The sequence below is a fragment of the Paenibacillus sp. MT124 genome (genome assembly GCF_058792755.1).
On record NZ_CM179500.1, the window covers coordinates 6,464,789 to 6,487,334 of the forward strand.

The 22,546-nt window shown below is 45.3% G+C and carries 24 protein-coding genes and 1 tRNA gene; 5 read left to right on the forward strand and 20 right to left on the reverse strand.

Annotated features, from left to right (window positions below; translation table 11 throughout):
- Positions 1-108: 108 nt before the first annotated feature.
- The 4 genes from AC3RCI_RS29185 to rpsF all read right to left on the reverse strand — a co-directional run bounded on the left by AC3RCI_RS29185 (position 109) and on the right by rpsF (position 2,055).
- On the reverse strand, positions 109-699 hold the full coding sequence (locus AC3RCI_RS29185; RefSeq protein WP_492527256.1) for a M15 family metallopeptidase: 591 nt from the start codon (positions 697-699) through the stop codon (positions 109-111).
- Positions 700-903: 204 nt separating this feature from the next.
- Entirely contained in the window at positions 904-1,176 is a 273-nt protein-coding gene (gene rpsR / locus AC3RCI_RS29190; RefSeq protein WP_062327715.1) for a 30S ribosomal protein S18, read from the reverse strand.
- 54 nt (positions 1,177-1,230) lie between these two features.
- Positions 1,231-1,713, reverse strand: a complete 483-nt coding sequence (gene ssb / locus AC3RCI_RS29195; protein ID WP_154894413.1) for a single-stranded DNA-binding protein — start codon at positions 1,711-1,713, stop codon at positions 1,231-1,233.
- Between the two features lie 48 nt (positions 1,714-1,761).
- Positions 1,762-2,055, reverse strand: coding sequence for a 30S ribosomal protein S6 (gene rpsF, locus AC3RCI_RS29200; protein ID WP_024629534.1), 294 nt, complete (start codon positions 2,053-2,055; stop codon positions 1,762-1,764).
- 199 nt (positions 2,056-2,254) lie between these two features.
- Between rpsF and AC3RCI_RS29205 the strand changes: the two genes are divergently transcribed.
- Entirely contained in the window at positions 2,255-2,449 is a 195-nt protein-coding gene (locus AC3RCI_RS29205) for a YjzC family protein (protein WP_095362189.1), read from the forward strand.
- Positions 2,450-2,857: 408 nt separating this feature from the next.
- Here AC3RCI_RS29205 and AC3RCI_RS29210 read toward each other — a convergent pair.
- The 4 genes from AC3RCI_RS29210 to AC3RCI_RS29225 form a co-directional block, all read right to left on the reverse strand.
- Positions 2,858-2,948: transfer RNA gene (locus AC3RCI_RS29210), tRNA-Ser, on the reverse strand.
- Positions 2,949-3,050: 102 nt separating this feature from the next.
- Entirely contained in the window at positions 3,051-3,260 is a 210-nt protein-coding gene (locus tag AC3RCI_RS29215; protein ID WP_336782654.1) for a DUF951 domain-containing protein, read from the reverse strand.
- Positions 3,250-4,215: a mechanosensitive ion channel family protein gene (locus AC3RCI_RS29220; protein ID WP_492527257.1), complete on the reverse strand. Its 966-nt coding sequence runs from the start codon at positions 4,213-4,215 to the stop codon at positions 3,250-3,252. Before AC3RCI_RS29220 ends, AC3RCI_RS29215 begins: the two co-directional genes overlap by 11 nt.
- A 15-nt stretch (positions 4,216-4,230) precedes the next feature.
- Positions 4,231-4,482, reverse strand: a complete 252-nt coding sequence (locus AC3RCI_RS29225; RefSeq protein WP_095293526.1) for a putative Se/S carrier protein — start codon at positions 4,480-4,482, stop codon at positions 4,231-4,233.
- A 162-nt stretch (positions 4,483-4,644) separates the two neighbouring features.
- Here AC3RCI_RS29225 and yyaC point away from each other — a divergent pair, with 162 nt between their 5' ends.
- Positions 4,645-5,250, forward strand: a complete 606-nt coding sequence (gene yyaC / locus AC3RCI_RS29230; protein ID WP_095362187.1) for a spore protease YyaC — start codon at positions 4,645-4,647, stop codon at positions 5,248-5,250.
- On the opposite strand, the gene AC3RCI_RS29235 is transcribed toward yyaC, so the two are convergent.
- From AC3RCI_RS29235 to rpmH, 12 genes are all read right to left on the reverse strand, one after another.
- Positions 5,225-5,725 carry a DUF4446 family protein gene (locus AC3RCI_RS29235; protein WP_127537610.1) on the reverse strand — a complete coding sequence of 167 codons (501 nt, stop codon included), beginning with the start codon at positions 5,723-5,725 and terminating at the stop codon, positions 5,225-5,227. The genes yyaC and AC3RCI_RS29235 overlap by 26 nt on opposite strands.
- A gap of 186 nt (positions 5,726-5,911) precedes the next feature.
- On the reverse strand, positions 5,912-7,066 hold the full coding sequence (locus AC3RCI_RS29240) for an aminotransferase class V-fold PLP-dependent enzyme (RefSeq protein ID WP_492527258.1): 1,155 nt from the start codon (positions 7,064-7,066) through the stop codon (positions 5,912-5,914).
- A gap of 183 nt (positions 7,067-7,249) precedes the next feature.
- Positions 7,250-8,095 (reverse strand): ParB/RepB/Spo0J family partition protein, encoded by an 846-nt coding sequence (locus AC3RCI_RS29245; protein WP_095293505.1) that lies wholly within the window; start codon positions 8,093-8,095, stop codon positions 7,250-7,252.
- On the reverse strand, positions 8,088-8,849 hold the full coding sequence (locus tag AC3RCI_RS29250; RefSeq protein ID WP_095293506.1) for a ParA family protein: 762 nt from the start codon (positions 8,847-8,849) through the stop codon (positions 8,088-8,090). The genes AC3RCI_RS29245 and AC3RCI_RS29250 overlap by 8 nt, the downstream gene beginning before the upstream one ends.
- Before the next feature lie 192 nt (positions 8,850-9,041).
- Positions 9,042-9,860 carry a nucleoid occlusion protein gene (gene noc / locus AC3RCI_RS29255; RefSeq protein WP_095293507.1) on the reverse strand — a complete coding sequence of 273 codons (819 nt, stop codon included), beginning with the start codon at positions 9,858-9,860 and terminating at the stop codon, positions 9,042-9,044.
- Positions 9,861-10,354: 494 nt separating this feature from the next.
- Positions 10,355-11,080: a 16S rRNA (guanine(527)-N(7))-methyltransferase RsmG gene (gene rsmG, locus AC3RCI_RS29260; RefSeq protein WP_492527259.1), complete on the reverse strand. Its 726-nt coding sequence runs from the start codon at positions 11,078-11,080 to the stop codon at positions 10,355-10,357.
- Positions 11,080-12,969: a tRNA uridine-5-carboxymethylaminomethyl(34) synthesis enzyme MnmG gene (gene mnmG / locus AC3RCI_RS29265; protein WP_336782665.1), complete on the reverse strand. Its 1,890-nt coding sequence runs from the start codon at positions 12,967-12,969 to the stop codon at positions 11,080-11,082. Before mnmG ends, rsmG begins: the two co-directional genes overlap by 1 nt.
- A 216-nt stretch (positions 12,970-13,185) precedes the next feature.
- Positions 13,186-14,562: a tRNA uridine-5-carboxymethylaminomethyl(34) synthesis GTPase MnmE gene (gene mnmE / locus AC3RCI_RS29270; RefSeq protein WP_492527260.1), complete on the reverse strand. Its 1,377-nt coding sequence runs from the start codon at positions 14,560-14,562 to the stop codon at positions 13,186-13,188.
- 148 nt (positions 14,563-14,710) lie between these two features.
- On the reverse strand, positions 14,711-15,412 hold the full coding sequence (gene jag, locus AC3RCI_RS29275; protein WP_239305407.1) for an RNA-binding cell elongation regulator Jag/EloR: 702 nt from the start codon (positions 15,410-15,412) through the stop codon (positions 14,711-14,713).
- Positions 15,409-16,287, reverse strand: coding sequence for a YidC/Oxa1 family membrane protein insertase (locus tag AC3RCI_RS29280; protein ID WP_127537615.1), 879 nt, complete (start codon positions 16,285-16,287; stop codon positions 15,409-15,411). Before AC3RCI_RS29280 ends, jag begins: the two co-directional genes overlap by 4 nt.
- Before the next feature lie 74 nt (positions 16,288-16,361).
- The gene (gene rnpA / locus AC3RCI_RS29285; protein ID WP_095293513.1) at positions 16,362-16,712 is read right to left on the reverse strand and encodes a ribonuclease P protein component; all 351 of its coding nucleotides are present in this window, start codon (positions 16,710-16,712) and stop codon (positions 16,362-16,364) included.
- 280 nt (positions 16,713-16,992) lie between these two features.
- Positions 16,993-17,127: a 50S ribosomal protein L34 gene (gene rpmH / locus AC3RCI_RS29290; protein WP_024629517.1), complete on the reverse strand. Its 135-nt coding sequence runs from the start codon at positions 17,125-17,127 to the stop codon at positions 16,993-16,995.
- Between the two features lie 806 nt (positions 17,128-17,933).
- Between rpmH and AC3RCI_RS29295 the strand changes: the two genes are divergently transcribed.
- The 3 genes from AC3RCI_RS29295 (at position 17,934) to gntK (ending at position 21,792) form a co-directional block, all read left to right on the forward strand.
- Positions 17,934-18,608 carry a GntR family transcriptional regulator gene (locus AC3RCI_RS29295; protein WP_154894406.1) on the forward strand — a complete coding sequence of 225 codons (675 nt, stop codon included), beginning with the start codon at positions 17,934-17,936 and terminating at the stop codon, positions 18,606-18,608.
- Positions 18,609-18,819: 211 nt separating this feature from the next.
- Entirely contained in the window at positions 18,820-20,181 is a 1,362-nt protein-coding gene (locus AC3RCI_RS29300) for a GntT/GntP/DsdX family permease (RefSeq protein WP_492471084.1), read from the forward strand.
- Between the two features lie 63 nt (positions 20,182-20,244).
- Positions 20,245-21,792 carry a gluconokinase gene (gntK, locus tag AC3RCI_RS29305; RefSeq protein WP_492527261.1) on the forward strand — a complete coding sequence of 516 codons (1,548 nt, stop codon included), beginning with the start codon at positions 20,245-20,247 and terminating at the stop codon, positions 21,790-21,792.
- Positions 21,793-22,546: the final 754 nt, after the last annotated feature.

A 22,546-nucleotide genomic window follows, 5' to 3' on the forward strand; every position in this document is an offset into this window, starting at 1 on the left:
ACTAATTGTAATCTTTTATCATTTTTTTTACAAAAGAATGAAAAAAGCCCTGCAAAATGCAAGGCTTTTCAGATATTTATACAATATATTGTATTTTAATAATACTCTTTATGGTGATTCCGGCGGGCGTTTGCCACGCTTCAACTCATTGATGCTTAAGCCAAAATCCATCTGCAGATGAGGATAATCCGGAAAGTTAGCCCAGTCGCCTCCCCATGTAAATCCTAACTCCTTGGCCATATCGACAACTTCCATCCAGTCTGCTTGTCCATTGCCGTTATCATCACGCTCCATATCCCATACTACATCACCATCTGGTGTCCGAAGTGCAAAATCAATAGCCAGTCCATAATTATGATATGACTCCCCGCCCCTGGCATTCGTAACTATATTCCCAGTCGTAGCGCGGCCTTGATTAAACAGCTCATCCTGCTCTTCTATACTTCGATAACCATGGGTGATAACGATATCTATACCACGCCGGGCCGCTTTGCGTACCAGTAACTGCTCACTCTCTGCCACGACGGGGTGGAGACCTGTGATGGGTGCAGCTTCTCTCGTATAATCTGGCCAAATTTCGTAAGTATCTTCTTTCTGTTGCAGCCACACGTATAAAACGGAAATTAGCAGCGTAGCTATTAGCCAAAAACGCAAAATTTTCTTTTGCTTCCGCTGCTCTTTTTTATTGATTTTCTTCATATGCACTCCTGATGTTTTGATCTGTTATAAATGGAATACGGGGTTAACTCATCACTTACTCAAATATAAGCTAATCTATTCTATTATAAATGATTTGCATTCCAATTACTTCTCCAGATCATTTCACTCAGGTTCGCGTTCGTTTTACAACACAAAAAAGCAGCCGGCTATAAGCCGGCTGCTTCGTATGCAAGCTGAGTAAGACTACTCAGTTGTGTATGGCAGCAATGCGATTTGACGGGAGCGTTTGATCGCGATCGTCAGCATGCGTTGATATTTAGCGCTAGTACCTGTTACACGGCGTGGCAAAATTTTTCCACGTTCGCTGATAAATTTACGAAGCAAGTCCGTATCTTTATAATCGATGTGAGTAATTTTGTTAGCTGTGAAGAAGCACACTTTACGACGTTTGTTACGGCCGCCACGGCGAGCCGGTCTTTTATCGTTGTCTCCGCCTTCTCTTTGCTTGAAGCTCATGCTTTTCAGTCCTTTCCTATCGTTAAACCATCCACTCTAGAGTGTCAGTTCACGTTAAAATGGCAAATCATCATCCGATATATCAATCGGTTTTCCGTCATCGGAAAAAGGATCCTGATTGTTGCTACGCGAATTGTTATTGTTCGCGCGCCCGCCGCCTCCATAAGAAGGCTCTTCACGCATCGGTTGCCCACCGCCGCCACCGTTATTATCACGGTTACCTGACTCCAAGAAACGGACATTATCGGCAATGACTTCGGTCACGTATACACGTTTACCTTCGTTATTCTCGTAGTTCCGTACTTGAATGCGTCCTTCGACTGCAGCTAGGCGTCCTTTGCGCAAATAGTTTGCACAAGTCTCAGCAAGCTGTCTCCAGGTTACGACCGGAATGAAATCCGCTTCCCGCTCTCCCCCTTGGCTTGTAAACGGTCTGTCCACCGCCAAAGTAAATTGCGTAACTGCTACTCCTGCTGGAGTGTAACGCAACTCAGGATCCCGGGTTAACCGGCCGATCAGAATGACACGGTTCAACAATGTAATCCCCTCCTTCAGAGCGTATTGGTGCGTTAATCACGAGTTGTCTTAGGCAGACTTAACATCGTTCGTAATGAGATAACGAATTACTTCGTCAGAAATCTTCATGAGACGCTCAAGCTCAGTAACTACTGCTGGTTCAGCAGTGAAGTGTACCAGAACATAAACACCATCACGGAATTTCTTGATCTCATACGCAAGACGGCGTTTACCCATAACGTCGTGAGCTGTAACTTCACCACCGCCGTTGGAGATGATGCCTTGGAATTTATCGACTGTAGCTTGAACAACTTCTTGCTCAACGTCAGGACGAATAATGTACATCACTTCATATTTGCGCATAATTTTCACCTCCTTATGGACTCTGGCCCTCAATCCAGGTTGAGAGCAAGGAACGAGCACAAACTCGAACTATATTAATATAACAAAAATAAGACATCAATGCAAGCAAACGTTCCCTGTTTGTATTGGCACATGATCATTCGAGTTCTGGAGACACTATGGATGCAGGAATAAGAAAAATATCTGAGGAGGTCTTACCATGGGCGAACAAACTGAGTTTGAAAAAGGTGACAAAGCACCGAATGATGGAGAGTACACGGAAGTCGGAGAAAAAAGCTTCCATACGGAAATACAAAATCCTAAACGGATAACGCTCAAAAAAGGGGAATCCTTTCCTGAAACGAGCAACCAAAACCGGAAGTGGAAGAGATTAACGAAGGCCCGTGTTCATTAGAAGGAAATTATTTTTAATAACACATGTATATAAAACGTAATAATGCACATAATACAATCAGGCGGTACACGAGAGAGGTGTGGTTCCGTTGGACAACGCAGCCGATCGTGTAATGTTGGAGATTCATCACGTAATCTAAGAAGCAAGTGGTAGTGTGTAAGGCCCTTCGTCTGAGCACGAGTATTGCATCAGCAGTACGCCAGGTTTCTGATCTTACGACCGATTGTTTCCTAACTAACCGATGTATCGCCTACAAGGAGCCCTTCGGGGCTCTTTTGTTTTATGTCGTAGACTTTTTTTGTTGTTAAAATAAATAAAAAAAACCTTCCATTCGAGGAAGGTCTGATCGCTTTAATTATACTCAATATAACTAAGTTCATTGAAATGCCATTGCATAAATGCTGTAAGTGGCGGAAAGGGTGGGATTCGAACCCACGCACGCTGTGACACGCCTAGCTGATTTCGAGTCAGCCCCCTTGGGCCTCTTGGGTACCTTTCCGCAGCAATACTGATTATAGCATGATCACATACGGAACGCAATACCTGTGCAGCGCATGCATGAAAACGTTATTATGGTATGCATTTGACCACGGACTTTCATTTAAGTTTCTGCAGCATCCTCTGCCGAGCGAAGAACTTTTTTCATGTTTTTCTCAAACTTTGCTCTCGGAATGAGTACACTGTGTTTACAGCCTACACATTTGATACGAATATCCATCCCCATCCGAATAATCTCCATCTCATTACTTCCACAGGGATGCTGCTTCTTCATCTGTACAATGTCTCCAAGCTGGAAACTCTTACGCTCCACCAGTACCATCCCCTTCATCCTTCTCCTGCCCGGCTGCCTGTTCCAATGCTGCGAGCTTACCCATCTCATGATACTCCATCGTTTTCTTTACATCACTCTGAATTTGGCGCTCTACAGAGGCTCTGGAATTTGGCATACACTCTGCAACGATCCGAACGACATACTCTGAAGTGGTCATCGATTGAATGCCTAGCACATCCGGGACTTTTACAATATTGAGATCCCGGTCTTCAATTCCAACCAGGGCCTGTTTGACCAAGTGAACAGATTCATCCAAGGATTGATCCCCCTTCATCGGAATATCCACCACAGCAAGCGAATTGGACATGGAGAAGTTTGTCACACTAGCAATCGTACCATTCGGAATAATATGAACTTCACCTTGCCAGCTAACCAGCTTGGTTGTTCTCAAGCCGATGACTTCAACGGTTCCTTTGTAGGTACCTGTCTGAATTACATCCCCTACAGCAAACTGGTCCTCCAATATAATGAAGAAACCGGTAATAACATCCTTCACTAATCCCTGTGCACCAAAACCGATGGCAAGTCCAAGCACACCTGCACTGGCCAGTAGGGGTCCAACTTGTATGTTGATCTCTGATAACAGTAACAGAATCATAATGAAATTACATGTTATGGAGGTCGCATTTTTGAGCAATTCACCTACCGTGACAAACCTGCGCGGGTTTACGCGGACTTTGCCTTCCTGCTTCCGTTCCAGGCTGCGATCAATAATGCGGTACACAATCTTGATTACAATACGCGTGATAATAAAAATAATAACAATGCGAATCGAGCTGAACAGAATGTTTAGCCACATATCCGCATCGGTAACGGAATTCCACAACTTATCAGTCCAGCTGATAGCACTTTTTACAGTGCCTTCTAAGGTATTAGTATCATCCGCCGTACCCGGATCAGCAGGAGCTGCAGCGAAAAATCTAAATGGCAGCATCAATTCCGACCTCCTCTACATGGGTATGTTATCATAGCTGTCTTCGGTTTTGAAATAGAGGCCCCGGATCTCTACAAACTCGTTGCGAATGATCTGCTGCACTCTTGCCAGATCTTCTTTTGGAAACTGTATACAGAGGGCACAGCCTGCCGTAATCTCTTTCGGGGTAGGAAATAAATCAATTTCAATCTCGGCAAATTCTAGCAGCATTTCCGCTCGCAAAGCCTGCTGGGTAGAATCAAAGGCTATCAGCATCCAATCATCCATCCACTCGTCCATATCTGGCTCCTTTCCGATTACCAAGCATCATCCATGGGTTGTTCTCTCTCGGTGTAAACCTTTAAGAAAAAGCTTGTCCTTACGAAGTATAAAACCTTCTATCCTTCCATATACTGTTACTACCATTCTCAAGGGGAAAGGATAGATCCTATGAATCCCAATTCGCGTTCTTATTCATCCCAAGATATGACCAGTTTGAAGATACCACATACCGATCCAGGCATACACTCCGCTATTATACATCGTTTAATGTTTCATCTCTATAAAGCCCATTCTCTGCAAAATGTCGTTATTGTCTGCATTGGCACAGATCGCTCCACAGGAGACTGTCTTGGTCCTCTGGTAGGCTCTTCGCTTGCCAAGTGGGACAGCCCCCTATTTCACCTCTATGGTACATTGGACGAACCTGTGCATGCAATGAACCTTCAGGACACCCTGAACACCATTCAAAACACACACCATAACCCCTATGTAATAGGAATAGACGCCTGCCTCGGGCAATCCTCCAGTGTAGGCTGCATTCAGGTGGTCAATGGGCCGCTCAAGCCTGGTGCGGGTGTAAATAAAGAATTACCGCCGGTCGGCGATATCCATCTTACAGGTATCGTTAACGTCGGCGGCTTTATGGAATACTTTGTTTTGCAAAACACACGGCTTAGTCTTGTCATGCGCATGTCTGAAATTATCGCGAGCAGTCTTTACTCAGCCATTCGCGAATGGCATACACGCTCTACTCTGCTTGCTGTGCCAGAGTAATGGCTTCCTTCTCTTCAGGGGATAGTGTATAAGATGACTCTCCCCCTTTAAGAGGTTTGGCATACACATAAGAACCATCACGATTATAGATCCCTGTGAGGATCATCCCATCGTTATTATCGTTAATCATGGCCATGGAGAAACTCAGATCACTGCCTCTTTCTCCATAGGCATTATACCGTTTCACACCCACTTTACCCTGGATACGGGTCAGTTTTTGCATGACTTCCTGGATCTGACTAGTCTGCAAGTTATGCTCGTCCTCAATGCTGTCCATCTGAATTTTCAGATTGATCAACAACGATTCCAGGTCCTCTACTCCGCTGCCAGCCATCATCGCTTCATATTTCCGTTTGAACTTGCGTAACTTTGCGCCTTGGGCAATACTTACAATCAGTAAGATTACCAATAATAATGCCATTCCGCCAATAATCCATAGCAGCTGTTCCAGAATCAGCTCGTTTAATTCAGCCATGTAGTGCAACTACCCCTCTGTTTGTTTGTTCATTAACCTGTCCGTTCATTTTTGCCAACGAGCGTTCGTACATTCGTTAGGCCTTCCCCTAATAAATAAACCCTTTATCTATAGTAACTAATCAACTATTTTCCAATTTCAATAGATATCCCTCTAATCCGCAGTCCCTTATACCGAACATCGTAGTTACCGCGGCATTGTCAGTTCATTTACTGCTTGAATTAGAGCATCTATCTCTTGGCTAGTTGTTGAATATCCTACACTGGCTCTGACTGCTCCGCTCAAGGTGGTTCCCGCAGATTCATGAGCAAGAGGTGTACAGTGAAAACCGGAACGCACAGCAATTCCATAACGCCGGTCCAGTTGAAAAGCTAGCTGAGCAGAATCATATCCTTCTACTGTAAAGGATACCAACCCGGTACGTGGTTGTCCAAGCTCTGGCCCAAGCATCCGAATTCCTGCTACAGATGATAACCCTTGCATCATAAGTTGAGTTAGTTCCCACTCATGCTTATAGATTGCTTCAGGAGTCAATTCCATCACATGCTTCACCCCGGCTGCCAGCCCTGCCATACCTACGGTATTCGGAGTTCCTGCCTCATATCGGTCTGGACGAACAAGCGGCTGTTCAATGGCTTCAGACTGACTGCCTGTACCCCCATGAAGAAGCGGTTCGAGATCAAGCTCCGGAGCAATATAGAGGCCTCCCGTTCCCTGTGGACCGAGAAGACCTTTATGTCCTGGAAACGCAAGCATATCGATACCGAGCTGTTGTACATCCACTGGCATAATGCCAGCACTCTGAGCGGCATCTACGAGAAATGTCGCCCCATATTTACGGCTAATCCGTGATATTTCACCAATAGGTAAAATGCTGCCTAGCAAGTTGGAACTATGTGTACACACAACCAATCTCGTGTTTGGACGAAACAAACGTTCGAGTTGAACCAGATCAATATCACCTGCAGCATTCACAGGTACATAATCCACTTCTACATTACGGGTCCGTCGCATGTATTCCAGAGGCCGCCTGACCGAGTTATGCTCCGCCATTGTAGCAATGACATGATCACCTTCTCGCAAGTGGCCTTGAATTGCAAGATTCAACGCTTCTGTCGTATTGGAACCGAGTGCAATATCATTGGCATTACTGATACCAAAAAGACTGGATAGTACCTTTCTCGTGTCAAAAAGTACACGGCTTGCTTGAACAGCCATTCGATGACTGCCTCTGCCCGGATTGGCTCCAGCGACATCAAGGGCATGCATCATGGCCTCACCAACAGCAGGCGGCTTAGGCCATGATGTCGCAGCATGATCCAGATAAATGACTTCCTTCACCTCACAACCACCTCTGTCCTGTTCGTTGAGCGATCCACTATAAAACCAATCATAACGCCACTGCTGAATAAGAAAACAACACCTTTACAGAAAAAATAATGACATATCGTTTCTCCATCGTACAGAGGCGATATGTCATCAGATGAAAAGCCCCGCGTGTTGTAAGTTAATCTACAGGTTTGTCTATTGCAGCAGTTCTAACAATCGCTCCAGATCCTGTTTGCTGTAGTAGTTGAGCTCGATTTTGCCTTTATCTTTGTTGTGCTTTATCTTCACTGTTGTTTTGAAACGCTCGCGCAAGGATTCCTCCACCGTGTCAATGAATGGATCCTTTTTCTTGAGTTTGGATTTGGCCTTGGCTTCACCCGTCTTGGAACGATCCAGCTGCTGTACCGCTTCTTCCAGTTCACGTACACTCCATTGTTGGTCAATGGTTTGTTTGGCCAGCTGTTTCACCATATCCTGATCCTTCACACCAACTATGGCGCGTGCATGACCCATGGACAATGTTCCACGTGAAACATGGTCTTTCACTTCTTCCGGAAGCGAAAGTAAACGCAAGAAGTTTGCAATGTGAGACCGGGATTTTCCCACTTTGACAGACAGCTCTTCCTGTGTCAGTGAGAACTGATCCATCAGGCCCTGATAGGCTACAGCCACTTCCATCGCGTTGAGATTTTCCCGTTGCAAATTCTCAATCAGAGCGATTTCCATGACCTGCTGATCACTAAAATTACGAACGACTGCGGGCACTGTTGCATTACCGCAATATTGAGAAGCTCTAAACCGCCGTTCCCCGGCAATAATCTCATAACCTCTCAGTACAGTACGCACGATAATTGGCTGTATCACACCGTGTTGACGGATGGATTCTGCCAATTCATGAATCGCATCCTCATCAAATACCTTCCTTGGCTGATAAGGGTTTGCCCGCAACTGGGCAATAGGAATTTCTACAACCTTGTCATCGTCATTTATTGAAAGCGATGGAATGAGGGCATCGAGACCTTTTCCGAGCCGCTTACTCATACGATATCACTTCCTTTGCGAGCTCTAAATACACTTCTGCTCCTCGTGAACGGGGATCATACGTAATAATGGACTGCCCATGTGAAGGGGCTTCACTAAGTCGCACATTACGCGGAATAATCGTTTGATACACTTTTTGTTGAAAATACTTCTTCACTTCTTCAATCACCTGGATCCCCAGGTTCGTACGGGCATCAAACATGGTGAGCAGTACTCCCTCTATTTGCAGAGAGGTATTCAAATGTTTCTGCACGAGGCGAACCGTGTTAAGCAGTTGGCTCAGCCCTTCAAGTGCGTAGTACTCACACTGGATCGGAATGATCACCGAGTCGGAAGCGGTCAACGAGTTGATCGTTAACATGCCAAGAGATGGTGGGCAATCGATCAGTATGTAATCATAGTTTTTTTTCACCATGGCGAGTGATTTTTTCAAACGAACTTCACGTGATATGGTGGATACCAACTCAATCTCGGCTCCGGCAAGTTGAATCGTTGCAGGGATGATATGAAGCCCTTCAATTTGGGTTTCCACAATGGCTTCCTGAGGATGTACTTCATTAATGATGACATCATATATACAATTGGCCACATCTGCTTTGTTGATTCCGACTCCACTAGTCGTATTTCCCTGAGGGTCAATATCGACAAGCAGTACCCTTTTCCCGAGTGAAGCCAGTCCTGCACCCAAGTTAACAGATGTCGTCGTTTTCCCCACACCGCCCTTTTGATTTGCTACGGCCATAATCTTAGACAATTACTTCACCTCAAATAAAATAGGAGTCTTTTCTTGTAGGTTGTGAGATACAGTTAACTAAAAGCAGGTGGCTATCGTCCACACAAACAACAACTACCGTTCCGTTCTTCAAGCACGTTCTTCAATACAGACTTCAGACTTCAACCAGCTCTATAGACAGAAAAAGCGGCCCATTGCCGCCTTAAGCTTCAACTATTTGCGTTTAGGAATATGAATGACGATCTCATAATGATCTTCGTGATCGGCTTCTTTTGTTTTAATATCCATACCAGAGCCAGATACCATATCAATGGATTGGCGAATGGTATTTAGAGCGAGTCTGACATCTTTGGTAAATGAGATGCGTTTGGACTTTTTGATTTTGGAAGCTTCCTTGTAAAAGGCGACCCTTGCTTCGGTTTGTTTTACGTTCAGCTCTTTTTCAATAATCTCGCTGAGCAATTTCATTTGCAGTTCTTCCGAGTCCAGTGAAAGCAAAGCTCTTGCATGACGTTCGGATATTTTCCGTTCCATCAGTGCAGTCTTAATTCCTTCCGGGAGTTGTAACAACCGAATTTTATTGGCAATGGTTGATTGGCTTTTGCCTAATCGCTGTGCAAGACTCTCTTGTGTCAATTGGTGAAGATCAATCAACTTTTGATAAGCAACCGCTTCTTCAATAGCTGTGAGCCCTTCACGCTGCAGGTTCTCAATCAAGGCAATGGAAGCGGCTTGAGAGTCATTAAATTCGCGCACAATGGCTGGAATATGCTCTAGTCCCAGTTTTCGAACCGCACGCCAGCGACGTTCCCCGGCAATAATCTCATATGATCCATTCCGCACACGGACAACAATGGGTTGAATGACTCCATGGGTTTTGATTGTCTGCAACAACTCATCAATTTTATCATCGTCAAAAATCGTACGCGGTTGATAAGGGCTGCTTACTATTTCGCCTACCGGAATTTGTTTCACTTCATCTCCGTTATTGCGCTCCGCCAAACCAAACAACTTCGAAAATTGTTCTTTCATTCCGTATATTACCACCTAGTTTCGTAATAGCTCCCGCAGCAGTGCAGGTGCTTCCTATTCTATATGCGACCCCTCATATGTTGTCGTTCTTCGAATAAGTTTTGCTTTCTACATCACGTTCTGATGAAATTGTCTATACTTCTTGCCAACTCTATTTATATATAATCTATGATCTCTGATACACAGGATCGGCTACTTCTATTCTATCATCTTTTCTATCATAATCCTATTCTAACCTATTCTTTAAACCCTCCTAATTTTCCTGCTTTCCATCCGAGCATCTTGGCGGTTTTACCCTCGATTTCTCCCTTTTTCATCTGTTTATTTTTGAAATGGTACTCGCTTTGTAATATGTATCTGAAAATAAAAAAAAGGATGTTTCACGTGAAACATCCTCTTCAATATTTTTCTAGTCTGACTTTATATATGGCACAAGTATTAATTTTATAATCCGGCCAAAGTAAGCAAAGCATATTGGTTTACCCAGCATTAATTTACTGTACCAATGGTGTCTTGAGTGGAGTCCCCGGTTTACGAGGATATTTGTGAGGCGTTTTATCAAACTTCTGTATCAAGATGATATGACGCGCTGACTCTTCCACTGGCAGCTGGAATGGATGAACCGCTTTTACCCGTCCTCTTAGCTGGTTGAAGCTAAATTCTGCTTCCTTCATTTCTTCACGAGGGTCTCCGCCTTTCATTGCGGCAAACATCCCACCCTTGCGAACGAAAGGCAAACAGAATTCATTCAGCACTGCCAGCTTAGCTACTGCGCGCGCAGTAACCAGATCGTAGCTGTCCCGATATCCTACCTTGCGCCCCAGCTCCTCTGCCCGGCCATGAATTAATTCAACCTCGGTTAGGCCGAGTGTATCCACGACATGCTGCAGAAAGCCAATGCGTTTGTTCAGCGAATCAATAATGGTCAGCTTGATATGCGGGAAGCAGATCTTGAGTGGAATGCCAGGAAAGCCTGCTCCAGATCCAATATCCGCAAGCTTTTCCACTTTGGTCATATCCGTATAGAAGGCCAGGGATACCGAGTCATAAAAATGCTTCGTATACACCTGTTCCCGTTCCGTTATGCCTGTCAGGTTCATCTTTTCATTCCAGGATACCAGCTCCTGAAAATATAGTTCGAACTGTTCCAGTTGACGTTCATCAAGATCCAAACCATGCTCTTTCAGTCGAAGCTGCAATTGCTGTTGAATATCGTCCATTATTGTCCCCTTGCTGCGGTTACACGGTTATAATGCTCCAAGTAGACGAGCAGAATGGAAATGTCCGCAGGAGTTACCCCAGCAATCCGGGAAGCCTGCCCAATTGAAATAGGACGGATCGTGGATAGTTTTTGCTTCGCTTCCATAGCCAGACCGTGAACATCGTTGTACTCAATCGTATCCGGAATTTTCTTTTTCTCCATCTTTTGCAAACGTTCCACGTGGATCAATTGCTTCTCAATATATCCCGCATATTTAATTTGAATCTCCACTTGTTCCTTCATATCTGCTGTCAGTTCTACCTCAGAAGGTGAAACCTGTTCAACCCAGTCATACGTAATTTCCGGACGACGCAGTAGAGTAAGCAGTGTGCTTCCATCCTGAATTGGAGTCGAGCCAAACTCTTCAAGCTTCGGATTCACATCCGCAGGGCGTGCTTTAGCCGCTTTTAGACGTTCAACCTCTGCATCCACTTTGGCTTTTTTGTCGAGGAATTTAGCATAACGCTCGTCTGAAACCAGACCAATATCATGACCAATCTCGGTCAAACGCAGATCTGCGTTATCATGACGAAGCAGCAAACGATACTCGGCACGTGATGTGAGCAAACGATACGGCTCGTTTGTTCCCTTAGTCACCAGATCATCAATCAACACGCCAATATAACCTTGGGAACGATCCAAAATAACAGGCTCTTTGCCTTGTACTTTGCGTGCAGCGTTAATCCCCGCCATGATCCCCTGTCCTGCCGCTTCTTCATAACCGGAAGTCCCATTGATTTGTCCGGCCGTGAACAGACCTGGCAAACGTTTGGTTTCAAGTGAAGGCCAGAGCTGTGTAGGTACCATCGCATCGTATTCAATGGCATATCCATTACGCATCATTTCCACTTTTTCCATTCCGGGAATCGAGCGAAGAACGGCAAGCTGAACATCCTCCGGCAGACTGGTAGATAGTCCTTGTACATAATACTCGGATGTATTTTTTCCTTCTGGCTCCAGGAAGATCTGATGTTTCGGCTTATCACTGAAACGAACAATTTTGTCTTCAATGGATGGGCAGTAACGTGGTCCCGTACCTTCAATAACACCCGAGAACATCGGTGCACGATGCAGGTTATCATTAATGATCTGATGGGTTTCAACCGAAGTGTAGGTCAACCAACATGGCAGCTGTTCATTTTCAGAAGATTCTGTCTCATAAGAAAAGAACTTCGGCTCATCATCGCCAGGCTGAATTTCCGTTTTGCTGAAATCAATTGTATCCTTATGCACACGAGGTGGTGTACCTGTTTTGAAACGAACAAGTTCGAATCCAAGTTCCCGCAAATGCTCTGACAATTTGAGTGAAGGCTGTTGATTGTTAGGTCCGCTTTCGTACATCAATTCACCCATAATAACTTTACCGCGCAGATAAGTGCCTGTAGTTAGAACAACAGCTTGGGCACGGTACTCTGTACCCGTCTGAGTCACTACCCCCACACATTTCCCGTCTTCGACGATCAAGCGATCCACCATACCTTGACGCATAGTTAGGTTGCGCTCATTCTCCATCGTTTCTTTCATTTTATGCTGATAAGAGAACTTGTCTGCCTGAGCACGCAGAGCGTGAACTGCAGGACCTTTCCCTGTGTTGAGCATTCTCATCTGAATAAACGTCTTATCGATATTCCGTCCCATCTCTCCGCCAAGCGCATCGATTTCGCGCACAACATGTCCTTTAGCCGGTCCCCCAATGGATGGGTTACAAGGCATGAAGGCCACCATATCCAGATTTATTGTAATCATCAGTGTTTTGGAACCCATACGGGCTGCGGCCAGTGCCGATTCCACACCCGCATGTCCAGCACCAACGACAATTACATCATAGCTGCCGCCATCAAAAGCCATTCTTGTTACCTCCTTATGCCGCAGCACGTTTGAATCCCATGCGCACGGTCTATTGTAAAAAAATTTGAATGCTCTCCCTATTCAGCCAGGGGACATCCCGATCTATATCAAGCCATCAAGTCTGTGATTCCTACAGACGTTATTGCCATGCTGACCATTCACAAGAAATGGACTTCATTATCATACTACTTTTCACAGGAAGTATGTTTGTTCATTTTACTTTCCTAGACAGAACTGGGAGAAAATCTGGTCGATCAATGCATCATGTGCGGTATCGCCCACAATCTCACCAAGGTGCTCCCACGCCAGACGTACATCAATCTGAATCATGTCAATTGGAATGAGCTGTTCAGCAGCTTCATATGCGTCAATCAAGGACTGTTTTGCCTTTTTGAGCAAAGCAATATGACGTACATTGCTGACATACGTCATGTCAGCCGATTCCAGCTTGCCGCTGAAGAACAAGGTGGAAATGGCCTCTTCCAAACGATCAACACCCAGATCATCCTTCACTGACATCGGAACAAGGCGCTCTTCCGGAATGTAGCGAAGCAAAATGTCGCGGTCAGCCTGCGGAGCTAAGTCCATTTTATTCATAATGATAATTGATTGTCTACCGCGGATTTGTTCCAGTAATTCAATCTCATCTTCATGCAATGGTTCTGCCGCATTGATCACCATCAACAATAGATCAGCCTCTGCTACTGCAGAGCGGGACCGTTCTACCCCGATTCTCTCGACAACGTCCATCGTTTCCCGAATGCCGGCTGTATCCAGCAGCTTGAGCGGAATGTTGTTAATCGTTACAAATTCCTCAATGACGTCACGTGTTGTTCCCGGAATGTCCGTTACAATTGCCCGATTATCCTGAGCGAGTGCATTCAGCAAAGAGGATTTCCCTACGTTTGGCCGTCCTACAATCGCCGTCGTAATTCCTTCACGTAGTATCTTGCCCTGTTCTGCCGTTACCAGCAATTTATCAATTTCAGTCATGACCAGACTGGATTTTTCTTTAATAAAATCCGCAGTTAAGGACTCTACATCATGCTCAGGATAGTCAATGTTCACTTCAATGTGAGCCAGCGTTTCCACCAATGTATGTCTCAGATCACGCAGTTTGGAGGAGAGCTTTCCCTCCACTTGTTTGAGTGCTACTGAGAATGCTCTATCCGACTTGGAACGAATGAGATCCATAACACCTTCCGCCTGTGACAGATCGATCCGTCCATTCAGGAAAGCACGCTTTGTGAATTCCCCCGGCTCCGCAAGGCGAATATTGAGCTGAAGCAGCAGATCCAGAACCCGCTTCACGGAGACTACTCCACCATGAGCACTAATCTCAACCACATCTTCTGTCGTAAACGAACGAGGTGCCCGCATTACCGTAACCAGTACTTCTTCAATCTTCTCCCCACTGCCAGGTTCAATGATATGACCGTAGTGAACTGTATGAGATGCTGCTTGGGTCAAAGGGGTTTTACTGCGGAAAATTTTCTCCGTCTCCGATACTGCATCCGGACCGCTGACTCGGATAACTGCTATGCCCGCTTCTCCAACAGCCGTGGATATCGCTGTGATCGTATCACTGATCATCGTTATCTCTCCCTGCTCTATTTTAAAATGGTTGTCCTTACGGACCACATGTGAATTTCACTTTATAAGTTCTCAACAATATACTTATCTACGAAAAAAGCAATGGCTTCTGCACCGGGCAGGAAGCCATTGCGTCTTCAATTTCGTGTTATTTCGTCATGATGACCACACGCCGATTGGGCTCTTCGCCCTTGCTGTACGTCTTAATCTGCGGGTGGTTTTGCAGTTTCGCATGAATGACCTTGCGTTCGAGTGGAGGCATCGGCTCCAGAACAACTTCCTTGCCAGAACGAATCGCTTGTCCAGCCAGACGTTCAGCCAGATCCTCAAGTGTCTTCCGGCGGCGTTGGCGGAAATTCTCCGCGTCCAGTACAATTCGAACGAAACTTTCCGAATAACGGTTAGCTACAATGTTCGTAAGATATTGAAGTGCATCGAGTGTCTGTCCACGTCTGCCAATAATCATGCCAAGATCCTCCCCGGCAATATTGAAGATATGTCCATCCCGCTGCTTTTTGATATCCACTTCAACATCCAGTCCCATACCTGCTGCTACTTCTTTTAAGAAAGCAGCCGCTTCCTCATAGGGATTTTTAGCTGCGACATCCTCAAGTTTAGCTTCAACCTGAGGTATATGTGCGGCCGGCTCGACCCGCTGTGGTACAGCTTCGGGCACAGGCAGAAGTTTCACTTCAACTTTTGCCGCCTTTACCCCGATCAAACCCAGGAATCCTTTTGACGGCTGCTCTAACACTTGTATCTCGACCTTGTCCCGGCTCACGCCAAGCTCAGCCAATCCTTGGTTTACAGCATCTTCAACGGTTTTTCCTGACGCAATGACTTTGGTCATTTCGATTTTTTGGCCCCTTTCGACCCTTTTCCAGAGACGGTTGCCTTGCCACCGTTTTTGCGTTTAGCTCCATTTTTGGAGGAGCTATTCTGCTTCACGTTGACTTCAGCCACGACTTTATCATTATTCCGGTAAAGGAAATAGTTTTGCACGATCGTGTAGATGTTACTGTAGAACCAGTACAGCGGCAACGCTGACGGGAACTGGTAAGACATTACGAAAATCAAGATTGGGTAAACCCACAGCATGAACTGCATTGGTCCAACCTGTTGTGCAGGATTCATGCGCATCATCATCCATGTTTGTACGAATGTTGTGATGGCAGCCAGCACAGGCAGTATAAACAGGTGATCCGGCGCTCCGAGCTGGAGCCACAAGAAGTCATGTGTTCTCAGACTGGAGTTACCGTAAATTGAGTTATAAAGTGCGATGTAAATCGGCATCTGAATCAGAAGTGGTAGACAACCCGCCATCGGATTAACTTTATTCTCCTGAAACAACTTCATCGTTTCTTGCTGAACTTTCTCAGGTGTATCTTTATACTTGGCTTGAATCTCCTTCAACTGCGGCTGTATTGCCTGCATGGCTTTGGAGCTGCGGACCTGCTTCATTGTTAGTGGCAAAATCAACGTCCGCACAATCAGCACCATGACTAGGACAGCTAGTCCATATTCACCGTTAAACCAGTTGGCGAATGTATCGAGCGCCAGTGAGAACCAGTAAACAACATTGCTTTGCCAGAATGAGTCACTGTTTTTCAGATCTTCCGTCGTAACCCCGGATCCTTGCGGAGTACACCCCGCTAGTACGGTGACCATTGCAATGACTGCAATGAGGAGAATCCACTTCCCCTTTGATGTCTTCAATCGCGACACTTCATAACCCCTCTCTTAACCATTCCATTCCACCGTAAATCATACCATAATTAGGAGGACAAATAAACCGAAGCTTACCGTTTGTTAGGCTTAAGAAGAGCCGCTTTGCGCATAACGTGCAGCAGACTTTTCTCCATTTCCTGATAGGTCATGTCCAGTGCCCCTTTTCTCACGATGAAGATCAGGTCCATCTGTGTGACAATCTCTTTTTCATGGTGCCTTATAATTTCCTTAATCATGCGTCTCATCCGGTTTCGTACGACAGCGTTTCCGATTTTCTTGCTGCATGATACACCTACCCGGAATTGCTCCGTATCTTTACGGCGGCAGCCATACACCACAAATTGATGATTGGCAAAAGATTTCCCATACCGGTATACGCGGCTAAAGTCCGCCCGGTTTCGCAAACGCAGTCTTTTATACACGGCGCTTCTCCTTGCTGTTCTCCACCATCCATATTGACGGAGGCCTCATTACTGATTTAGTATAGGCTTTCTTGAATAACGGTAAACTGTTCTAACGACAACTTCATTATATATAAGGAAACTTTTTTATAAATTCCGTGACGGATTAGATCCTTCTTCCATAAAGAAACAGACATTTTCGCCGTTTTTCGCAGCCAATTCAGACCCGATCTATATCAGCATCCTGTCTGAAATGACTCATTTAAGAAAAAAAAGACCACCTCGGTGGTCTTCTCATGCATTAAGCACTCAGGACTTTACGGCCTTTCAGGCGACGTGCAGCCAAAACTTTACGGCCGTTGCTCGTGCTCATTCTTTTCCGGAAACCATGAACTTTTTTACGTTTGCTTACGTTCGGTTTGAATGTAGGTCTCAATGTATTGCACCTCCTTACAAGGAAATACTTATGTGATGAATCATTTTCATCTTCACAGAAAACACCTTTATACATTTAACCACGTACACCTGGAAAAGTCAACTCTAACCCACTTCACTTCTCCCTCTTTTTATAGCCCTTTCCAGCTTGCCCCTCAGAGCTCGTAACACTTTAGCAGATTTTGATTTGAATAAAGTAATTTTTGATCTGAAAAAAGTTATCCCCAACAAGCCTCGCGCTTTCACTTCATCCATCACTCCAACGGTTATCCACACCCCAACTTGGACCTCTCGTTCATCTCTCACCCTCCACTTTCAGTAACCAGAAGTTATTCACATGTGGATAACGAATTCAACTACGTTTTATTCGTATTGCCGCTTTTCTTTTATACAATATTTTCTTTCTACTGAAGGCTACAAATTCGCTAATTATTTTCTCAGCTTATGCAGTACATTTTGTTGAATATTGGACCTTGTTTAAAATTTTATGTATCCGCTTTAATCTGAAGGTTTACAAGCTTTCAAGAAAGGTGTAGGATAAAAACCACATCTTGTATACAAGTATACTTAAGTATTCAGGAAGAGAATATCCGCGTTACCTAACACTCTTTTTGATTTACAAAAGGACTGATCTTCGGCTCTTTGAAAACGGTATTAGGAAAATAAGATATAGACTTCTGCTTGCTAATCAGACAGCATGCAAACTGCAAAAAGGTTATGCTATGATCAGTGTACAGGTCCACCTGAGATGGATTACCTAGTACTGGACCTAGAGAACTGATTACTTGAATAGGAGCGTTAGCCATTATGTTGTTTCCTTCTTCCTGGCTGCAGGGAGCTTCCCGCGGGGAAGCCATCGCCTGCGAATTAAGGCTGCGCATCATCAGTGGAACCCTGCGTCCTGGAGAGATTTTGTCTGAAAATCGAATTGCCGCTGATTTTGACAGCAGTCGTTCACCTGTCCGCGAAGCCCTGAGAACACTGTCGAATGAAGGACTGATTCGGCTTGAACGGATGGGTGTGGTGGTCCTTGGATTGAAGATCAAGGATGTTGAAGAGCTGTACGACGTCCGTTTTCTAATTGAAAGCTTTGTCCAGCAGCGACTAGCAGGGTCTGTTCCCGAGCAATTGATTACTTCGCTTCGTAATATACTGGACAAAATGGAGCTGGCAGGTCGGCATCAGGATGCCGTCGAGTTTGCTTTTCAGGATCTGACTTTCCATGAGACTATCATTGAGGCAGCCGAGCATTCCCGTATTTCACATTTATGGAGAAGCATTCGTTATGTTGTCATGACGGTTATGCTGCTAACAACCCGCAGGGTGTTTGATCAGGGCGATCCAAAAGTAAGCGCTGTAATTCAAAAACACCGATTGCTGATTGAAGCACTAGAGTCAGGTGACAAAGCATCCATTCAGGCCGGCGTGCGTACGTACTTTCAGGATTCCGGCAAAACCCTGCATGAGAGCTTCGACTCTTGATCATGTCAGAAAGTTTATATTTTTCGACTTTGGTTTAAATAATGACCACCGTTCGCAATCACATCCAAGTGGATGGATTGTCATTTAAGTTGTCGACAAGTATACAAAATGCGATTTAGTTTCAATTTTTGGGCATATTAAAGGGATACAAACTTCCCTGACGGCAAATTCACTTGTAAGCGTTTATATTCAAAACAAAGGAGCATACATCATGAGCACTCTTTTTGGACTATCCCATAATGCAACATTGTTGGTGTGGACATTGATTGCGATCGTATTTCTGATCGTGTTGATCTCCAAATATAAATGGAACCCCTTCGTTACCCTTTTAATATCCGCTTTATTGCTTGGTCTGCTTGCCGGTATGAAACCTGCCGATGTGATCTCTTCCATTACAGGTGGACTCGGCGGTACGCTTGGAACCATAGCCATTGTCATCGGGCTTGGCACGATGCTGGGTAAAATGATGGCCGAATCAGGCGGTGCCGAGCGCATTGCAACCACACTGGTCGATCGCTTTGGTGTAAAACGTGTGCACTGGGCCATGATGATCGTTGGTTTTATCGTAGGTATTCCTGTCTTCTTCGAAGTTGGCGTGATCCTGCTGATTCCGATTATTTTCACCGTTGCACGTAAAACCAATATGTCTCTTCTGCAGATCGGGATTCCGATTTTGGCCGGTCTGTCGACGGTACATGGTCTGGTTCCACCACATCCAGCTCCGATGATCGCTATTGATGCATTCAACGCGGATTTGGGGAAAACCATTTTGTACTCCCTCATTGTTGGTATTCCGACAGCGATTATCGCAGGTCCTTTGTTTGGTAAGTTTATTGGCAAAAGAATACACACGGAACCGCCAGCCGAGCTGGCAGAGCAGTTCGCAACGAAGAAAAACACCAATCTTCCAGGGTTCGGCATTACCCTGTTTACGATTTTGCTGCCAGTCATCCTGATGCTAATTGGCTCCATTGCCAATATCGTAGATCCCAATGCGACAAGCGGCTTTACGGTCTTTTGTGAGTTTATCGGACATGAGATTATTGCCCTGTTGATATCCGTTGTGTTTGCCCTCTTTTCGCTCGGCTTCGCACGCGGATTTACCAAACACGACATTTCCCGTTTCACCAGTGAATGTCTTGCGCCTACGGCAACCATCATCCTCATTATTGGTGGGGGCGGAGCGTTTAAACAGGTCTTGATTAATAGCGGTGTCGGCAATGCGATTGCAGAAGTTGCCACTCACGCCAATATCAACGTCATCCTGTTTGCTTGGCTGGTTGCGGCACTGATTCGGGTAGCCACAGGCTCGGCAACGGTTGCCATGACAACGGCAGCGGGTATTGTTGCTCCGGTTCTTGCGCTGACTCCAGGAGCCAATATCGAACTGGTTGTACTTGCTACTGGTGCGGGATCACTTGTTTTGTCCCACGTGAATGACGCGGGCTTTTGGATGATTAAGGAGTTCTTTAACATGAGCGTCTCTCAAACGCTGAAAACGTGGACCGTTATGGAAACACTATTATCCGTCGTCGGACTGATCTTTATTTTGCTGCTGAGTGCCGTGATCTAAGACAGATCGTATCTATTTAGAAGATAAATTTTACTGTATCAAGGGAAAGAAGGATTACACCAGATGAAAAAATATATGATTGGCATAGATATCGGGACCACCAGCACCAAATCCGTATTATTTACGGAGCAAGGTGAGGTTGTGAGCACTTCCACTCAGGAATATCCTCTATATACACCTGCTCCTGATGTAGCTGAGCAGGATCCCGAGGAAATTGTACAAGCAGCTATTCGCTCGGTACGTGGAGTCATGGATCAGAGCAGTGTAAGTGCAGGACAAATCATGTTTTTGTCCTGCAGCTCTGCCATGCACAGTGTGATTGCCATGGACCAGGATCATAAGCCGCTCACTCGCTGCATCACGTGGGCAGATAACCGCAGTGCAGCCTGGTCAGCCCAATTACAGGAGAGTGGACAAGGTCATCGGATCTATTTGCGCACGGGCACACCGATCCATCCCATGTCTCCCCTAACCAAACTCATGTGGCTGCGTCATGATGATCCAGACCTTTTTCAGCGCACAGCCAAGTTCATCTCCATTAAAGAATATCTGTTCTTCCGTTTGTTCGGACAATATATCGTGGATCATTCCATCGCCTCCTGCACCGGTCTTCTCAACCTGGAACAACTAGATTGGGATACGGAAGCGCTGGAGGTTGCAGGAATCACACCTGACCATCTCTCGCAGCTTGTTCCTACGACATATACAATAGAGGGAATGGACATCGAATGTGCAGAGAAAATGGGTCTCTCCCCCTCTACTCCTTTTGTGATCGGGGCAAGTGATGGAGTGCTGTCCAATCTCGGCGTAAATGCCATCGAGCCCGGAGTCGTGGCAGCAACCATTGGTACCAGTGGTGCCATTCGTACGGTCGTTGATCGCCCTGTTACCGATCCCAAAGGACGGACCTTCTGTTATGCCCTCACGGAGGATCTCTGGGTCGTGGGTGGGCCTGTGAATAACGGTGGCATGCTATTTCGCTGGGTACGTGACGAATTTGCGGCATCCGAAGTGGAAACAGCAAAAAGGCTGGGCATCAATTCATATGACGTCCTCACCAAAATTGCTGAGCGAGTCAGCCCAGGTTCTGAAGGACTGCTGTTCCATCCTTATTTGTCAGGAGAGCGTGCCCCATTATGGAATCCGGATGCCCGCGGTTCTTTCTTTGGTTTAACCCTCCATCATCAGAAAGAACATATGATTCGTGCTGTCCTGGAAGGGGTCATTTTCAACCTGTATACGGTCTTGCTGGCCATGGAAGAACAGATCGGGCAGCCGACCTCCATTCAGGCTACCGGCGGATTCGCACGTTCCCCTCTCTGGCGTCAGATGATGTCTGATATTTTCAATCAAGAGGTCGTCGTTCCCGAGAGCTTCGAAAGCTCCTGTCTGGGTGCCGTCGTCCTCGGTCTGTATGCTACGGGGCGAATCAAGTCACTTCATGCCGTCTCTTCTATGGTGGGGACAACGCACAGACATACCCCTGTTAGAGAAAACGCAGCAATTTACCGGGAACTTCTCCCGATTTTCATTCGCATCTCGCGAAAACTTGAAGAGGAATATGCGGATATTGCAGAATTCCAACGCAAATTGCCCTTAAGAACCAAGTAACTTTTTCCTCATTTAATCACCAAAAAAGAGGTTGTTCACTTAGACCACACGCTGGCCTTAAGGAACAACCTCTTTTTTGTCCATTTTTTAATTCAATGATTTGATTCGATCTATTCTCCCCATCCGGCATTTATGTCACATTTTATGACTTCCTTCCCCTATCCAGCCAGCGCTTCAACCGTCCTCTTTTTAGTGTTAATCAGCTTGTCTGCCTCTATTATCATTGCTGCGAATCTCTGCTTATTGCATACAACCCCCACATGAGGTTAAAGAGGATAATTCAACAGATCCCCAAAACGATCATTCTGAATTCGTGGTTATCCACAGATGTGTTATTCACAACTAAGGAGTCATTTTACACACAATTTAGCGATTTTCGACGAACAACCTGTGTATAAAACATTTTGGCTTTTTGGGTCATCCTGTCGAAAATTAAACAATTTATAAACAATATATTGTGTTGTGATTAAAAATTATACACAAGTTATTGAATTTGTGGATAAAATCTCGCGATACGTTGAAATGCGGGGCTTCTTTTGCTATGATTGTATTACTTTTGGATGTGAATATGTGATCTGACCCATAATATTATCAACAGCCTGTGGATAAAGTTGTGAACAATTTTCCGTTGTTCATTCTTTTTTTGTTTTCGACCTGCGGGGGTTTGGGGATAAATTCCGGCAATATATCTCGTATTTCGACACTGCATCATGGCTTAAGCCACACTTGGAACATGTAAAAGGAGTGACAGTCT

Bases quoted from the DNA above. Each gene is read 5' to 3' on its own strand.
- AC3RCI_RS29245 (WP_095293505.1), bottom strand. From the start codon at position 8,095: ATGAGTAAGCGGCTCGGAAAAGGTCTCGATGCCCTCATTCCATCGCTT.
- AC3RCI_RS29185 (WP_492527256.1), bottom strand. From the start codon at position 699: ATGAAGAAAATCAATAAAAAAGAGCAGCGGAAGCAAAAGAAAATTTTG.
- rsmG (WP_492527259.1), bottom strand. From the start codon at position 11,080: ATGGACGATATTCAACAGCAATTGCAGCTTCGACTGAAAGAGCATGGT.
- gntK (WP_492527261.1), top strand. From the start codon at position 20,245: ATGAAAAAATATATGATTGGCATAGATATCGGGACCACCAGCACCAAA.
- AC3RCI_RS29205 (WP_095362189.1), top strand. From the start codon at position 2,255: ATGGGCGAACAAACTGAGTTTGAAAAAGGTGACAAAGCACCGAATGAT.
- noc (WP_095293507.1), bottom strand. From the start codon at position 9,860: ATGAAAGAACAATTTTCGAAGTTGTTTGGTTTGGCGGAGCGCAATAAC.
- AC3RCI_RS29225 (WP_095293526.1), bottom strand. From the start codon at position 4,482: ATGGATGATTGGATGCTGATAGCCTTTGATTCTACCCAGCAGGCTTTG.
- mnmG (WP_336782665.1), bottom strand. From the start codon at position 12,969: ATGGCTTTTGATGGCGGCAGCTATGATGTAATTGTCGTTGGTGCTGGA.
- mnmE (WP_492527260.1), bottom strand. From the start codon at position 14,562: ATGATCAGTGATACGATCACAGCGATATCCACGGCTGTTGGAGAAGCG.
- AC3RCI_RS29220 (WP_492527257.1), bottom strand. From the start codon at position 4,215: ATGCTGCCATTTAGATTTTTCGCTGCAGCTCCTGCTGATCCGGGTACG.
- jag (WP_239305407.1), bottom strand. From the start codon at position 15,412: ATGACCAAAGTCATTGCGTCAGGAAAAACCGTTGAAGATGCTGTAAAC.
- AC3RCI_RS29295 (WP_154894406.1), top strand. From the start codon at position 17,934: ATGTTGTTTCCTTCTTCCTGGCTGCAGGGAGCTTCCCGCGGGGAAGCC.
- rpsR (WP_062327715.1), bottom strand. From the start codon at position 1,176: ATGAGCTTCAAGCAAAGAGAAGGCGGAGACAACGATAAAAGACCGGCT.
- AC3RCI_RS29300 (WP_492471084.1), top strand. From the start codon at position 18,820: ATGAGCACTCTTTTTGGACTATCCCATAATGCAACATTGTTGGTGTGG.
- AC3RCI_RS29235 (WP_127537610.1), bottom strand. From the start codon at position 5,725: ATGGCTGAATTAAACGAGCTGATTCTGGAACAGCTGCTATGGATTATT.
- rpsF (WP_024629534.1), bottom strand. From the start codon at position 2,055: ATGCGCAAATATGAAGTGATGTACATTATTCGTCCTGACGTTGAGCAA.
- yyaC (WP_095362187.1), top strand. From the start codon at position 4,645: ATGAATCCCAATTCGCGTTCTTATTCATCCCAAGATATGACCAGTTTG.